The 13,963-nt window shown below is 72.0% G+C and carries 13 protein-coding genes; 9 read left to right on the top strand and 4 right to left on the bottom strand.

Annotated elements, in window-relative coordinates:
• Nucleotides 1-24: 24 nt before the first annotated feature.
• The 4 genes from ACR5MH_RS14800 to ACR5MH_RS14785 all read right to left on the bottom strand — a co-directional run bounded on the left by ACR5MH_RS14800 (nucleotide 25) and on the right by ACR5MH_RS14785 (nucleotide 6,092).
• On the bottom strand, nucleotides 25-2,583 hold the full coding sequence (locus ACR5MH_RS14800) for a bifunctional lysylphosphatidylglycerol flippase/synthetase MprF (protein WP_431347889.1): 2,559 nt from the start codon (nucleotides 2,581-2,583) through the stop codon (nucleotides 25-27).
• A gap of 97 nt (nucleotides 2,584-2,680) precedes the next feature.
• Nucleotides 2,681-4,069 (bottom strand): glycine--tRNA ligase, encoded by a 1,389-nt coding sequence (locus ACR5MH_RS14795; protein ID WP_431347888.1) that lies wholly within the window; start codon nucleotides 4,067-4,069, stop codon nucleotides 2,681-2,683.
• 63 nt (nucleotides 4,070-4,132) lie between these two features.
• Nucleotides 4,133-4,756 (bottom strand): GNAT family N-acetyltransferase, encoded by a 624-nt coding sequence (locus tag ACR5MH_RS14790; protein ID WP_431347887.1) that lies wholly within the window; start codon nucleotides 4,754-4,756, stop codon nucleotides 4,133-4,135.
• A gap of 34 nt (nucleotides 4,757-4,790) precedes the next feature.
• A complete protein-coding gene (locus ACR5MH_RS14785; RefSeq protein ID WP_433861896.1) occupies nucleotides 4,791-6,092 on the bottom strand; it encodes a glutamyl-tRNA reductase in 1,302 nt (433 codons plus the stop codon).
• A gap of 113 nt (nucleotides 6,093-6,205) precedes the next feature.
• Between ACR5MH_RS14785 and hemE the strand changes: the two genes are divergently transcribed.
• The 9 genes from hemE to ACR5MH_RS14740 all read left to right on the top strand — a co-directional run bounded on the left by hemE (nucleotide 6,206) and on the right by ACR5MH_RS14740 (nucleotide 13,847).
• Nucleotides 6,206-7,366 (top strand): uroporphyrinogen decarboxylase, encoded by a 1,161-nt coding sequence (gene hemE, locus ACR5MH_RS14780; RefSeq protein ID WP_431347886.1) that lies wholly within the window; start codon nucleotides 6,206-6,208, stop codon nucleotides 7,364-7,366.
• A complete protein-coding gene (locus ACR5MH_RS14775) occupies nucleotides 7,363-9,021 on the top strand; it encodes a protoporphyrinogen/coproporphyrinogen oxidase (RefSeq protein ID WP_431347885.1) in 1,659 nt (552 codons plus the stop codon). The genes hemE and ACR5MH_RS14775 overlap by 4 nt, the downstream gene beginning before the upstream one ends.
• A gap of 27 nt (nucleotides 9,022-9,048) precedes the next feature.
• Nucleotides 9,049-9,357, top strand: coding sequence for a hypothetical protein (locus ACR5MH_RS14770; RefSeq protein WP_431347884.1), 309 nt, complete (start codon nucleotides 9,049-9,051; stop codon nucleotides 9,355-9,357).
• A gap of 51 nt (nucleotides 9,358-9,408) precedes the next feature.
• The gene (locus tag ACR5MH_RS14765; RefSeq protein ID WP_431347883.1) at nucleotides 9,409-9,819 is read left to right on the top strand and encodes a phage holin family protein; all 411 of its coding nucleotides are present in this window, start codon (nucleotides 9,409-9,411) and stop codon (nucleotides 9,817-9,819) included.
• Entirely contained in the window at nucleotides 9,809-10,024 is a 216-nt protein-coding gene (locus ACR5MH_RS14760) for a DUF3618 domain-containing protein (protein ID WP_431347882.1), read from the top strand. Before ACR5MH_RS14765 ends, ACR5MH_RS14760 begins: the two co-directional genes overlap by 11 nt.
• Nucleotides 10,025-10,094: 70 nt before the next feature.
• Nucleotides 10,095-10,829, top strand: a complete 735-nt coding sequence (hemQ, locus tag ACR5MH_RS14755; protein ID WP_431347881.1) for a hydrogen peroxide-dependent heme synthase — start codon at nucleotides 10,095-10,097, stop codon at nucleotides 10,827-10,829.
• Nucleotides 10,826-12,067, top strand: a complete 1,242-nt coding sequence (locus tag ACR5MH_RS14750) for a ferrochelatase (protein WP_431347880.1) — start codon at nucleotides 10,826-10,828, stop codon at nucleotides 12,065-12,067. Before hemQ ends, ACR5MH_RS14750 begins: the two co-directional genes overlap by 4 nt.
• A complete protein-coding gene (hemC, locus tag ACR5MH_RS14745; protein ID WP_431347879.1) occupies nucleotides 12,064-13,062 on the top strand; it encodes a hydroxymethylbilane synthase in 999 nt (332 codons plus the stop codon). The genes ACR5MH_RS14750 and hemC overlap by 4 nt, the downstream gene beginning before the upstream one ends.
• Complete coding sequence (locus ACR5MH_RS14740; protein WP_433861895.1) at nucleotides 13,059-13,847, top strand: uroporphyrinogen-III synthase; 789 nt, start codon at nucleotides 13,059-13,061, stop codon at nucleotides 13,845-13,847. Before hemC ends, ACR5MH_RS14740 begins: the two co-directional genes overlap by 4 nt.
• Nucleotides 13,848-13,963: the final 116 nt, after the last annotated feature.

The raw sequence follows: 13,963 nt of genomic DNA, 5'->3' as shown, positions 1-13,963 counted from the left end.
AGAGCCCTCGCCTCAGCGGCACGCTCACCCCAGCAACGTCCGCGCCAGCGCCAGATACTCCCGCGCGTTCGCGTCCGGGAGGTACGCCCGCCCGATCGCGTTGCCGATCGCCGGCAGCGACACCGCGTCGGGGTACGCCAGCCACAGCGTCTCGTACGTCGGATTGAACTTGCTCTTGAATGCGAACAGCGATGCGAACCCGTAGGCCGGCTCCAGCGTCCTGGCCAGGAACGCGAGCAGTCGATCCATCACCGCCGGCCCCTCGTCTTCGGATTCAGCGGACGCTCCCACCGGCTTCGTCGCCAGCGGTGCACCGGACAGGCTCAGCACCTCCACGCCCTCACCGCGCATCCGCTGCGCCGCCGACGCGATGACGAACTCCATGATCCCCGGGATGCTCTTGTCGGCCCGGCGCATGAAGTCGATCGTGTAGCCGACGACCCGGCCGTCCCGCCAGCTCGGCAGCCAGCTCGTGACCGCCTGGAGGTCGCCCTGCGGGTTGTAGGCGAGGTAGAGCCGCACCTCAGGGTCCTTCAGCTCCGCCATCCCGCCGAGGGTGAAGCCCATCTCGGGCAGCTCCTTCTCGGACACCCACTGCTCGCTGAGGGCGACGATCTGGTTCTGCTGGATCGGCGCCAGCTCGGCCCACGTCGTCCACAGCGTCGAGATGCGCTCCTTCACCCCGCGGTTGTGCGCCTGGCGTACCTTCTGCCAGGGCTTGCCCTGCATGTCGAAGGTCTGCGGGTGCATCAGCGTCTCCTCGCCGACCGACACGCTCTGCCAGCCGAGCGACTCGAACACCGGGAGGAACGCGCCGTGGATGCTGTAGAACGCGGGCGTCCAGCTGTTCGCGTCGCAGAACCCGATGAAGTCGATGATGGTCTGCTCGGCCCGCGCCGGCCGGCACACCGGGTCGGACAGGGTGACAGCCACCCCGTTGATCACCCGGTAGGCGACGGCGGCCTCGCCGTCCTCCGAGAACCAGTACACGTTGTCCGGCCAGGTCCCCATGAAGCCCAGCGTTCCGCCGCCGCCCGCGCGCAGGAGCTCGCGGTAGTGCAGCTCGTCGCCGACCGTCCGGCCGGTGGAGGTCGCCCGGTACAGCCGCATCGTGCCGATGACGAAGATCGTCCAGAACACCGGCCCCACCCCCTGGTAGAGCAGGAGCGTGAACGACGATGTGGGCACGATCACCGGGCCCAGCACGGACTCGAAGCCCGACGGCACGAACCGGCGGAGCATGGACACGAACACGTCGCCGATGGAGGCCTCGGGCACGAACGACGACAGCGTCCCGAGGCCCGAGATGAGGTACAGGACCGCCAGCAGGGCGAAGGCGACGACCGCCAGGATCGTGAAGCGCACGACAGCGTCCCGCGGAGCGCGGATCTGGAACTGCCGCCGTGTCGCCACCAGCAGTGCGATCGACGCCAGCGGCACCAGCAGCGTCGCCGCCAGCCAGAGCAGCACCTCGATCGCGGGCGCGAGAGCGTCGATACTGTCCACGTTGATGGTGATCTCGCCACCGGGCAGCGCCGTGAAGGGGAGAAGGATCATCGCCGCGTTCACCACGATCCCGAGCAGCCACGCGAAGTGCCGGCCGCGGCGGAGGCCGATGGCCGTCACGATGAGCAGCACGAGCGGCAGCAGACTGAGCAGCAGCGGGCCGACGCCCTGCACGGCGACGGCGGCGAGTTCGTCACGGCAGTTGGTCGTGTCGGCGGCCTTGCACGCCGCCAGCACTGTCGCCGCGGCGACCTCCCGATGCTGGAACAGCGCCGAGACGAACGAGAGCGGGCCGAGGCCGCCCGGCGGCAGGAGCGCGGCGAGCGGGCCGATCGCGGTGATCGCGACGATCGCGGCGACGAGGTTGCGGGTCTCGGCGTGCGAGCTGCGCCGCATCCTGTGCAGGCGTCCACGCCGCAGGACGACCCCGAGCGCGAGGCCGAGCAGCGCCGCGAACAGACGGTAGACGTTGTTCTGGTCGCCGTTGTAGAGCACGAACATGACGACGGTGGCGAAGGTGAGCAGCCGGATCCGCCGCCGCCAGAGGGTCGTGGCGAAGGCGCTCGCCGTGACCAGCGCCCCCACGATCCCGATGGTCGGGTCCAGGGTGAAGTCGAACTCGGTGGCGTGCGCGAGGATCTCGCCCCCGTTCGCCGCCGCCCACTGGCCGAGCACGCCGAGCGTGATGCCCAGCACCCCGGTGACCAGGAACGCGATGATGAGACGTACGGTGCCGAGCAGCCGTTCGGCCGCGGCGAGCAGCGTCAGCGCCAGCAGGAACGAGATCGCGAACTGGATCGGGTCCTCCGGCACGAAGAGCGCCGTGACCGGCGTCCACCAGTACCCGGCCCGGATGGTCGTCGGAACGCCCGCCGCCCAGACCAGCGAGCCGCCGCCGACGCTCGCGGCGCTCCACAGCGTTCCGGTGGTGATGGAGGTGGCCAGCACGACCACGGCGAGCGTCACGCTCGCGGGCGCGATCTGCAGGTAGGCGCGCAGCATCGCCCACGCCGGGGGCCGCCCCGGGGGCGGATCCGCCGGCGGCGCTGGTGCGGTGTTCGTGGGAGCCGTGCTCATCGTGTCTCCGTCGCGGTGGCCCCCACCTTAGCGGTCGCCGCCCGTTCCCGGAGGCGGCACCTGCTTCGCGGGGGCGGAAACCCGCTCCCGCGCAGGGTCAGATCTCGCGCAGCCGCTCCGCGAGGTAACGGTCGAGACCCTCCAGCGGGATGCGCTCCTGCTTCATCGTGTCGCGGTCGCGCACGGTCACGGCGTCGTCCTCCAGCGAGTCGAAGTCGACCGTGACGGCGAGCGGCGTGCCGATCTCGTCCTGGCGCCGGTAGCGCCGGCCGATCGCACCCGAGTCGTCGAAGTCGACGTTGCGGCGCTTGCGGAGCTTGTCGGCGAGGCCCCGGGCGAGCGGCGACAGCGCCTCGTTGCGGGACAGCGGGAGGACGGCGACCTTCACCGGCGCGAGCCGCGGGTCGAGGTGCAGCACCGTGCGCTTGTCGGTGCCGCCCTTGGCGTTCGGCACCTCCTCCTCGTCGTACGCGTCGACCAGGAACGCCATCAGCGCGCGGGTGAGTCCGAAGGACGGCTCGATCACGAACGGCACGTAGCGCTCGTTCTTGTTCTGGTCGAAGTAGCTGAGGTCTTTGCCGGAGTGCTCGATGTGGGTCCGCAGGTCGTAGTCGGTGCGGTTGGCGACGCCCATCAGCTCGCCCCACTCGCTGCCCACGAAGTCGAACTTGTACTCGATGTCGATGGTGCGCTTCGAGTAGTGCGCCAGTGCGCCTTCCGGGTGCTCGAAACGGCGGATGTGGGTCGGGTCGATGCCGAGGTCGACGAACCAGTCCCAGCAGAGGTCGATCCAGGTCTGGAACCACTCCTCGTCGGTGCCGGGCTCGACGAAGTACTCGATCTCCATCTGCTCGAACTCGCGGGTGCGGAAGATGAAGTTGCCCGGCGTGATCTCGTTGCGGAACGCCTTGCCGATCTGGCCGATGCCGAACGGCGGCTTCTTGCGGGCGGCCTGCAGCACATGCGCGAAGTCGGTGAAGATTCCCTGCGCGGTCTCCGGGCGCATGTAGTGGAGGCCGGACTCGTCGTCCACGACGCCGAGGAAGGTCTTCATGAGGCCGGAGAACTGCCGGATCGGCGTCCACTGGCCCACCTTGTCCGGGTGGTCGGGGTCGGCGATGTCGTCGAGGCCGTTCGCCGGCGGGTGGCCGTGCTCGGCTTCGTACGCCTCGAAGAGGTGGTCGGCGCGGTACCGCTTGTGGGTGATGAGCGACTCGGTCAGCGGGTCGCTGAAGACCTGCACGTGACCGGAGGCCTCCCACACGGCGGTCGGCAGGATGATCGCCGAGTCGAGGCCGACCATGTCGCCGCGGCCGCGCACGAAGGCGTTCCACCACTCGCGCTTGATGTTCTCCTTGAGCTCCACGCCGAGGGGGCCGTAGTCCCACGCGGACCGGGTGCCGCCGTAGATCTCGCCGGAGGGGAAGACGAATCCGCGGTGCTGCGCCAGCGTGATGACGGAATCCAGTCTCGACGGTGCGGCCATGGGTGCTCCCTAAAGGTGCCGGGTGGTGGGGGACCCGTCCATCCTACTGAGGATGCGCCGACCTCACCGGCCCGCGCGGAAGTCGTCCTCCAGGATCGCGAACACCGCGGTGTCCGACCACTCGCCCTTGTAGATCTCGCTCCCGCGCAGCAGCGCCTCCTGCGTCATCCCGATGATGCCGCACAGGCGTGCCGACGCCTCGTTGCGGGCGTCGAGCTGCGCGAAGACGCGGTGGCCGCCGAGGGACTCGAAGCACAGCTCCAGCAGCCGCGTCGTCGCCTCGGTCGCGTAGCCGCGGCCGTGGACTGCCGGGTGGAACACCCAGCCCATCTCGAACTTCGCCCACTCCGCCTTTTTGAGGAACAGGCTCACGTGGCCGATCACCCGGCTGTGGCCGCCCTCCGGGTCCGGGAGCTCGACCGCGTACACGATGCCGTCGCCGTCGTGCGCGAGGCGGTTCATCGCGATGCGCTTGCGCAGGTGCTCGGCCGACTCGTCGTGGTCGTGCACCTCCCAGTAGAGGTACCGGGCGACGTCCTTCAGGCGCTCGAACTCGTGCCCGTTCTCCAGGTCGCCGCTGTTCAGCGGGCGGAGCAGCAGCCGTTCGGTGCGCAGCTCCTCCGCGGCGTACGGCAGGCCGGTGGCGGCGTGCGGCTCGGTGGCGGTGATCGTGGCCTCGTCGCTCACGTGTCCTCCTCTGGTGGGTGCTCCTGGACGGACGTCAGGAGGCGGCGGTCTCGTCGTCGACGGCGCGGAGCGCTTGCGGTCGGAGCGCATCCTCGACTTCCACGCCGAACAGCGCGGATGCCGCGTCCACGAACGCCTGCGCATCACCGTTCCTGGCGAGTTCGCGGGCCCGCACCGACGGAGTGTGCAGCAGCACACCGGCCAGGTGCCGGAGTGCCTGCTCGGTCTGCTCGGACGAGTCGCCGCGGGCGCGCGCACGGGCGATCTCCGCGTCCAGGATGCCGAAGACGTGGGTGCGGAGGGCGACCAGCGCAGGCGTGACGGCCTGCTCGGTGCTCTGCGCCGCGAACTCGGCGGCGGCGGCGCCGACGAGCTGCCGGGCGTCGGCTGCGGCGTTCAGCTCCTCGACCGGCGCGTGGATGCTGATGGTCTCCAGGTCGAGCAGCTCGACGCCGCGCAGCTCGGCGACGGCGGGGTCGACGTTCCGGGGGAGCCCGAGATCGATCACGAGGCGGCGCTCGGCGGCGTCCGGCGCCGCGATCGCGTCCGCGACCAGCGCGCGGGTGATCACGTGGTCGGTGACGGCCGAGCAGGTGACGACGAGGTCCGCGGCGCCGAGGGCCTCCAGGAGGTCGTCGGATTCGACCGGGATGACCTCGTGCGACAGGGCGAACTTCGCCGCGCGACCGGTCGGCGAGAACACCTGCACGTCGACCACGCCGCGCTCGCGCAGCGCGGCCAGGCTGGCGCCGGCGTACTTGCCGGTGCCGACGAGCAGCACGCGCACGGCCGCCCAGTCGCTGATCCGGCTCTCCGCCAGTTCGAGCGCGAGGCGGACCATCGAGCGGCCGGCGGTCATGATGCCGGTCTGGTTCTTGACACCGCGGGAGGTGCGCGACGCGATCTGGAAGACGCGCTCGAGGTTCCCGGTCACGGTGCCGGACGTTCGTGCCGCCTGGAGGGCACGGCGCACCTGGCCGGCGATCTCGCCCTCCCCGACCACGACGGACTCGAGGCCGCTGGAGACGGAGAAGAGGTGCTCGGCGACGGCGTCGTCGCTGTAGACGGCGCTGGAGGAGCGGAGGGTCTCGGCGTCGATGCCGCTTGCGGCGGCGACGGTCTCGATCACGTGCTCCGTGGTCGCGTCCGCGGCGAACGGCTGGGCCTCCACGTCGAGGTACGCCTCGAAGCGGTTGCAGGTGGCGAGCACCACCGAGCCGGCGACGATCCCGTGCTGCTCCGCGAGTGCCGCGGTGACGGCCGGCGCATGGCGCTCGAGCCGTTCGAGGAGGTCGAACGCCGCAGTGCGGTGGCTCGACGAGAAGCAGAGAAGCACGGGTGAAAGGATACGCTCGGCGTGGTCGAGACTCGAATCGAGATACCCCGCCCTGAGCCTGTTCGACAGGATTCCCGGGGGATTGGCAGATTCGGCCCTGGCAGAATCATCGGGTGACCTCCCTCGACCCGACCCACCCGCTCTCCGAAGGCCGAACCGCGGACAGCCGCCTGATCCGCTCCTACCAGGGTGAGCGCCAGGAGACCGTCCCCGTCTGGTTCATGCGCCAGGCCGGGCGCTCGCTGCCCGAGTACCGGGAGCTGCGCGTCGGCACGCGCATGCTCGACGCCTGCCTCGACCCCGCGATGGCGAGCGAGATCACGCTCCAGCCGGTGCGACGGCACGGCGTGGACGCGGGCATCTTCTTCAGCGACATCGTCGTGCCGCTGAAGCTCGCCGGCGTGGCCGTGGAGATCCAGCCCGGCAAGGGGCCGGTGTTCGAGAGCCCGGTGCGCACCGCCTCCGACGTCGCGCGGCTCGAGGAGGTCGACCCCGCCTCGCTCGGAGCCGACACGTTCGCGCCGATCGCCGAAGCGGTCCGGCTGACGACGGCCGAGCTCGGCGACACTCCGCTGATCGGCTTCGCCGGCGCCCCCTTCACCCTCGCCGCCTATCTCGTGGAGGGCGGCCCGTCCAAGGACCACATCCGCGCCCGCACGCTGATGCACGCCGACCCGGAGACCTGGGCCCGCCTGATGGCGTGGAGCGCCGACGTGACCGGCGCCTTCCTCCGGGCGCAGCTCCTGGCCGGCGCGAGCGCTGCCCAGCTCTTCGACTCCTGGGCCGGGTCGCTGTCGCTGCACGACTACGTCGAGCACGTCGCCCCCGCGTCGGCGCGGGCGCTCTCGCACATCCGCGACCTCACCTACGAGGTGCAGCAGCCCCCTGTGGCCGGCGTCGACGCCGTCGGGGACGCACCCGCGAACGGCGAGCCGCTGGTCCGCAACGTGCCGATCGTGCACTTCGGCGTCGGCACCGGCGAACTGCTCAAGGCCATGCACGAAGTGGGCGCCGACGCGGTCGGCGTCGACTACCGCACGCCGCTGGACGAGGCCGCCCGCCGGCTCGGGCACGTCGTTCCGGTGCAGGGCAATGTCGACCCGGCCATGCTCGACGCGCCCTGGGAGGTGCTGTCCGCGCACGTCGTGGACGTCCTGGAGCGCGGCCGGGAGGCGCCGGCGCACGTGCTCAACCTGGGCCACGGCGTCCCTCCGGAGACCGATCCGACGGTGCTGACCCGGGTGGTCGAGCTCGTCCACGGGTGGCGGGCATGACCTCCGAGCCCCTCGACGCCGCTGTCCGAGATCACGACGCGGTGACGGAGAGCATCCGGCACGCGGTGGAGGCCGCGCCGACGCGCATCGCCGTGATCGGCGGCGGCGTCTCCGGACTCGTCGTGGCACGCGAGTGCGCCCGCCCGGGCTTCGAGGTCACGGTGCTGGAGGCCTCCGACCGCGTCGGCGGCTCGGTCGCACCGCTGGAGCTCGGAGGCATCACGGTCGACGCCGGCGCCGAGAGCTTCGCCACCCGCGGCGGCCACGTCGCCGCCCTGCTGGCCGATCTGGGCCTCGCGGACGACGTCGTCGAGCCGAACCCGGCGGGCGCGTGGGTCCGCAACGGCACGCGCACCGTCCCGCTGCCGAAGGCCGGACTGCTCGGCATCCCGAGCTCCCCGCTGGCGACCGACGTCGTCGCCGCGATCGGCTGGGGCGGCGCGGTGCGCGCCTATCTGGACCGGGTCCTCCCCGTGCTGAAGATCGGCCAGGAGCGCAGGCTCGGCACCTTGGTGCGCAAGCGGATGGGGTCGAAGGTGCTCAGCGAGCTGGTGTCCCCGGTCGTGACCGGCGTGTACTCGGCCGACCCCGACGACCTCGACGTGGAGGTGGTGGCCCCGGGGCTCAACGCAGCGCTCACGCGGCTCGGCTCGCTCTCCGGCGCCGTGGGCGAGCTGCGGTCGGCGGCCAAGGCGGGGAGCGCCGTGGGAGGCCTCCGCGGGGGGATGTGGCGTCTTCCGGCGGCGCTCGCCGCGGACATCGGGGCACGAGGCGGGACCATCCGCACCGACGCGACGGTCGTGTCCGTGAGGCCGTGGACCGCACCCGACCCGGAGGACGTCGCCGCCGTCGCGGTGGAGGCCGCGATGGCCGATGCCGTCGACGAGGCCGCGCTCGACGGCCTGGCGCTCGCGGGGCAGCCTCCCGCGGAGCCGGCTGAGACTGCCGCGGAACCCGCCGCCGTGCGTCCCGCCCGCTGGACGGTGACTCTCGCCGACGGCTCCGCGCTGGACGCCGACGCGGTCGTGCTCACTGCACCCGCCGACGCGGCGCTGGCGCTCCTGCCCGACATGGACGCCGCCCTCGGCGAGCTCGCCGCTCTCGACTGGCCTGCCGCGTCCAGCGTCGAGCTGGTCACCCTCGTCCTCACCGACGACCGGCTCGGCGCCGCGCCGCGCGGCACCGGCGTCCTCGTCGCCGACGGGCCGGATTCCGGCGTCTCCGCCAAGGCGATGACGCACTCCAGCGCCAAGTGGGCGTGGGTCGCGGAGGCCGCCGGCCCCGGCCGCCACGTCCTGCGGCTCTCGTACGGCCGCGCCGGCCGAGCGTCCGAGACGCCGGCGCTGTCCGACGCCGAGCTCCGTGCGCGCGCCGTCGCCGACGCCGCAGCGCTGCTGAATATTCCGCTCACGGAATCCGCTGTCTCCGCGTTCGCCCGGACCCCCTGGACGAATGCCCTTCCCTATGCGACAGTGGGGCAGCGGGAGCGCATCCAGCGCGTCCGCGACGGAGCTGAGAACGTCGAAGGGCTCGAGGTGACCGGCTCCTGGTTGACCGGCACCGGTCTCGCGTCCGTCATCCCGGATGCGCGCCGGGTGGCGGAACGGGCCAGGGGTCTACGCTGGAAGGCACTGACCGACGACCTGGAGGGGTAGGACGGTATGCGGGGCAAGATTCTCTTCGTGACGGGCGCGGCGATGGGCTACGTGCTCGGCACGCGCGCCGGTCGCAAGCGTTATGAGCAGATGAGGTCGGCCGCACTCAAGGTCTGGGAGTCGCCGGGGGTGCAAAAGCAGGTGAACGCCGTCGAGGACTTCGTCGCGGAGAAGATCGGCGAGGCGCCCGAGGCCCTTTACATCACCGTCAAGAAGGCCGTCGTCCGGGCGAACGACCGTCGCAAGGAGTCCCGAGCGGATTCCGCCAAACCGGGGGTGGCCGTCGTCCCCGTCACGCGGGATGATCCAGAAGCGAGCGCTCCCGGCGCGCGCTGATCGCGAATGGATGGAGATGGTGCGGGTGTCACGGAAGGGCGGGCGAACCGGATGACCGATCGGGTACGCGCCAGGTCCCAGTCGCTGGGCGAGCTGATCGCGTCGCTCCCGCGGCTGCTGATCCAGCTCGTGAAAGCCGAGCTGGTCAACCTGCGGGCCGAGTACGCCGAGAAGGCGAAGTATGCCGGGATCGGCATAGGGCTCTTCGTCGTGGCCGCGGCCTTCCTCTTCTTCGCGCTCGGCGTGCTCGTCGCGGCGGCGATCCTCGGGCTCGCGCTCGTGCTGCCCGGCTGGGCTGCCGCGCTCATCGTCTTCGGCGTCCTCCTCGTCATCGCGGCGATCCTCGTGCTGGTCGGCGTCGGCTCGCTCAAGCGGGTGGACGGTGCGGCGCCCAAGGAGACCATCGCCAGCGTCAAGACCGACATCGATGCCGTGAAGGGGTTGGGCAGATATGACAACTGACCGCAACGGTGTCGAGAAGGCCCGCGCCGACCTGGCTGCGACCATTGACGCCATCCAGTACAAGGTCAACGTGCCCGCGCGGGCGTCCGAGCGGTTCCGGAGCCTCCGCGCCGAGAACCCGATGGTGCTCGTCGGCCTGGCGGTCGGGGTGGCCGTCGTCGTGGGAGGCGCGGTCTGGGGGATCGTCGCCGCTTCCCGTCGCTGACGCCGCGCACTCGGGCCGCGGCGGCGCGCCCGGTTTTTGCCTTCTCAGCTTTGCGAGGGAGACTGTCGGTATGAGTACCCCGGCTGCCGTACCGGCAGAGTCGACCGCCCCCGAAGACACCACCCCCGAAAGCCCCAGCGGCTTCACGCTGTGGGCCGTCCTGCGCCGGGACCCCGCCCGTCCCGACGACCTCGACGGCACCGACGTGCCGAAGGCCGTCCAGGAGCTCGAAGGCGTGATCGCCGATATCGAGCTGCAGGGCGTCGTCACCCGCGGGCTCTACGACGTGAGCGGCCTCAAGGCCGACGCGGACATCATGATCTGGCTGCACGGCCCGGAGGCCGAGGCCCTGCAGTGGGGCCTCCGCCAGCTGCGCCGCACCCGCCTCTTCACGGCGTTGCTGCCGACCTGGAACGCGATGGGCGTGCACCGCGACGCCGAGTTCAACCGGCAGCACGTCCCCGGCTTCCTCCGCGGCAAGGAGCCGAAGGGCTGGCTCTGCGTCTACCCGTTCGTGCGCAGTTACGAGTGGTACCTGCTGCCGGACGAAGAGCGGTCGCAGATGCTCGCGGACCACGGTCGCAAGGGCGCGGCGTTCCGTGGCGTCCTGGCCAACACTGTCGCGGCGTTCGCCCTCGGCGACTACGAGTGGATCCTGCCGCTGGAGTCCGACGAGCTCACCGACCTGGTCGACATGATGCGCGACCTCCGCTACACCGAGGCCCGCCGCCACGTGCGCGAAGAGGTGCCGTTCTACACCGGCCGCCGCATCCAGCCGGCCGAAGTGGTGGAGGTGCTGCAGTGACCGGGGCCGACCTGACCGGGGCAGACCTGACCGGCGCCGACCTGACCGGGGCCGACCTGACCGGCGCCGAGGCCGTCCCGCGCGTCCTCGGCGCGACGGACGCCGCCGCGTCCGGTCCCGAGCACGTGACCGAGCCGGTCGCCTACGACGCGATCCTCCTCGCCGGCTTCGGCGGCCCGGAGGGTCAGGACGACGTCATCCCGTTCCTCCGCAATGTGACGCGCGGCCGCGGCATCCCGGAGGAGCGGCTGGAGGAGGTCGCCCACCACTACCGCCACTTCGGCGGGGTGAGCCCGATCAACGACCAGAACCGCGAGCTCAAGGCGGCGCTGGAGGCCGAGCTCGCCTCGCGCGGCATCGACCTCCCCGTGCTGTGGGGCAACCGCAACTGGGACCCGTACCTGGAGGACGCCCTCGCCGAGGCGCAGGAGCGCGGCCTCACCAAGCTGATCGCCATCGCGACGAGCGCGTACTCCTCCTACTCGAGCTGCCGCCAGTACCGCGAGGACTTCGCCCGCGTGCTGCAGGAGAAGGGCCTGGAGGGCACCATCCAGATCGACAAGGTGCGCCAGTTCTTCGACCACCCCGGATTCGTGGAGCCGTTCATCGAGGGCGTGCGCAACGCCGTGGACGAGCTGCGCGAGCGCATCCCGGGCATCGACCCGGCGACCGAGATGCGCATCCTCTACTCGACGCACTCCATCCCGTCGACGGACGCCGCGAAGTCCGGCCCGGCCACCCGCGGCTTCGGTGAGGGCGGCGCCTACGCGGCCCAGCACCTGGCCGTCGCCGAGGTCGTCTCGCAGGAGGCCGCCGGGGGCGTCATCGGCTGGGACCTGGTCTACCAGTCCCGGTCGGGCCCGCCGTCGATGCCGTGGCTGGAGCCCGACATCAACGACCGCATCGCGGAGCTTCCCGCCCTCGGCGTCAAGGCCGTCATCATCGTCCCGCTCGGTTTCGTGAGCGACCACATGGAGGTGCTCTGGGACCTCGACAACGAGGCGATGGAGACCAGCGAGGAGAACGGCCTGGTCGCCGTCCGCGTGCCCACCCCCGGCACCCACGCCCGCTATGTGAAGGGCCTGGTCGACCTCGTCCTGGAGCGCCGCGACGGCGTCCCGGTCGAGCAGCGCCCGGCGCTGACCCCGCTCGGACCCTGGTACGACGTGTGCCGCCCGGGCTGCTGCGAGAACGTCCGCCTCGGCTTCAAGCCGGCCGCCGCGGGGCTCGCGCCGTGAGCGGCACGGTGAGCAGGGCCGAGGGCGCGTCCGCGCGACGCGACGGTGTGCTGCGCATCGGCACGCGGGGCAGCGCCCTCGCGGTCGCTCAGACGACCGCGGTCGCCGAGTCGATCGCCCGGGCGACCGGGCTCGACATCGAGCTGGTCACCGTCACGACGCACGGCGACACCTCGCGGGAGTCGCTGTCGGAGCTCGGGGGCACCGGCGTGTTCGCCACCGCGCTGCGAGAGGCCCTGCTCGCCGACGGGTGCGACCTCCTCGTCCACTCGCTCAAGGACCTGCCCACCGCGCAGGCGCCCGGGCTGGTCATCGGCGCCGTGCCCAAGCGGGCGGACGCCCGTGACGCCCTGTGCGCGCGCGACGGACTCACGCTGGAGACGCTGCCGGAGGGCGCGAAGGTGGGCACCGGCTCGCCGCGCCGCGTCGCGCAGCTGAAGTCGGTCCGTCCCGATCTGGAGGTCGTGGACATCCGCGGGAACGTGGACACCCGGCTCGGACGGGTCGCCGAGGGCGACCTCGACGCCGTCGTGCTCGCCGCCGCCGGACTCGGCCGGCTGGGACGCCTCGACGCGGTGACCGACTTCTTCCCGCTGTCGCAGGTGCCCACGGCTCCCGGCCAGGGCGCGCTCGCGCTGGAGGTCCGCGAGGGCGAGCAGAACGGCCGCGGCGACGTCGCCCGCGCGCTGAAAGCCGTCGACCACGCGACGACCCACGCCTGCGCGTCCGCCGAGCGCGCGGTGCTCGCAGGGCTCGAGGCCGGCTGCGCCGCCCCGATCGGCGCATCCGCCCTGGTGGACGACGGCTTGCTCTTCCTCACCGCCACCGTGTACCGCCCGGACGGGACCGAGCGGCTGACGGCCTCCCACGCCGCCACTCCGGACTCCTTCGGCCTGGCCGACCTCCACGAGGCGGCGCGCGACGTCGGAGCCCGCGTGGTGGCCGAACTGCTCGGCGCGGGGGCCGCCGACCTCGCCCCGCTCGGGAGCGCATGATGACCCCCACCCCGTCCTCCCCGAAGCCGCTCGCCGGCTGGCGCGTGATCGTGCCCCGGGGCGGCCCGTGGGGCGACTCGGTCGCCGCCGACCTCCGCGCCAAGGGCGCGTCGCCGGTCGTGGCGCCGATGATCAACTTCGCTCCGACAGCCGACGCCCCGGCGCTGGAGGCCGCCCTCGCGCGGCTCGCGGACGGCGGCTTCGACTGGGTGACGGTCACCAGCGCCACCACGGTCGACGTGCTCAGCGCCGCCCGCGCGGTGGTCCCGCCCTCCACCCGGATCGCGGCCGTCGGCGAGACCACAGCCGCCGCGCTGGCCGCCGCCGGGTACGCCGTCGACCTGGTCCCGTCGGAGGAGAACTCCGCGCGCGGACTGCTCGCGGAGTGGGAGGCCGCGACCGAGGGCGTCGTCCCGCTGCGCATCCTCACGCTCCGCTCGGAGATCGCCAAGCCCCTCCTCACCGAGGGGCTGCGTCGTATCGGCCACGACGTGGAGTCCGTGGTCGCCTACCGCACCGTCGGCATCCGCGTGCCCGAGAACATCGTCGCCGACGTGCGCGAGGGCCTGGTGCAGGCCATCCTCGTCACGAGCGGCTCCGTGGCCGAGCAGGTGCAGGTGCAGCTCGGCCCGATCCCCGAGACCACCCTCGTCGCGGCCATCGGTCCGCAGACCGCCCGCGACGCCCGGGAGTACGGCCTCCGCGTCGACGTGATCGCCGCCCAGCGCACCGCGACCTCCCTCATCGAGGCCGTCGCCGCCGCCGCTCACCCCACCACCGCCTGACCCCAGCCATCCGTTCCTCACTTCCTCCCGCAACACGCCGGGCGGAGGCGGGAGAAAGTGCGGAAGCGATGGCTCCACACGGTGAGCGGGCACCCAGCGCCGCGGGCGTAGGCTGG

It is taken from the genome of Streptomyces sp. L7 (assembly GCF_050990935.1).
Classification (GTDB): domain Bacteria; phylum Actinomycetota; class Actinomycetes; order Actinomycetales; family Microbacteriaceae; genus Leifsonia.
Note: the sequence above shows the minus strand (reverse complement) of the source record. Positions and strands in the feature narration are given on the sequence as shown.

Coding starts and splice junctions, on each gene's coding strand:
- ACR5MH_RS14800 (WP_431347889.1), bottom strand. CDS start 2,583: ATGAGCACGGCTCCCACGAACACCGCACCAGCGCCGCCGGCGGATCCG.
- ACR5MH_RS14795 (WP_431347888.1), bottom strand. CDS start 4,069: ATGGCCGCACCGTCGAGACTGGATTCCGTCATCACGCTGGCGCAGCAC.
- ACR5MH_RS14775 (WP_431347885.1), top strand. CDS start 7,363: ATGACCTCCGAGCCCCTCGACGCCGCTGTCCGAGATCACGACGCGGTG.
- ACR5MH_RS14765 (WP_431347883.1), top strand. CDS start 9,409: ATGACCGATCGGGTACGCGCCAGGTCCCAGTCGCTGGGCGAGCTGATC.
- ACR5MH_RS14760 (WP_431347882.1), top strand. CDS start 9,809: ATGACAACTGACCGCAACGGTGTCGAGAAGGCCCGCGCCGACCTGGCT.
- hemQ (WP_431347881.1), top strand. CDS start 10,095: ATGAGTACCCCGGCTGCCGTACCGGCAGAGTCGACCGCCCCCGAAGAC.
- ACR5MH_RS14740 (WP_433861895.1), top strand. CDS start 13,059: ATGATGACCCCCACCCCGTCCTCCCCGAAGCCGCTCGCCGGCTGGCGC.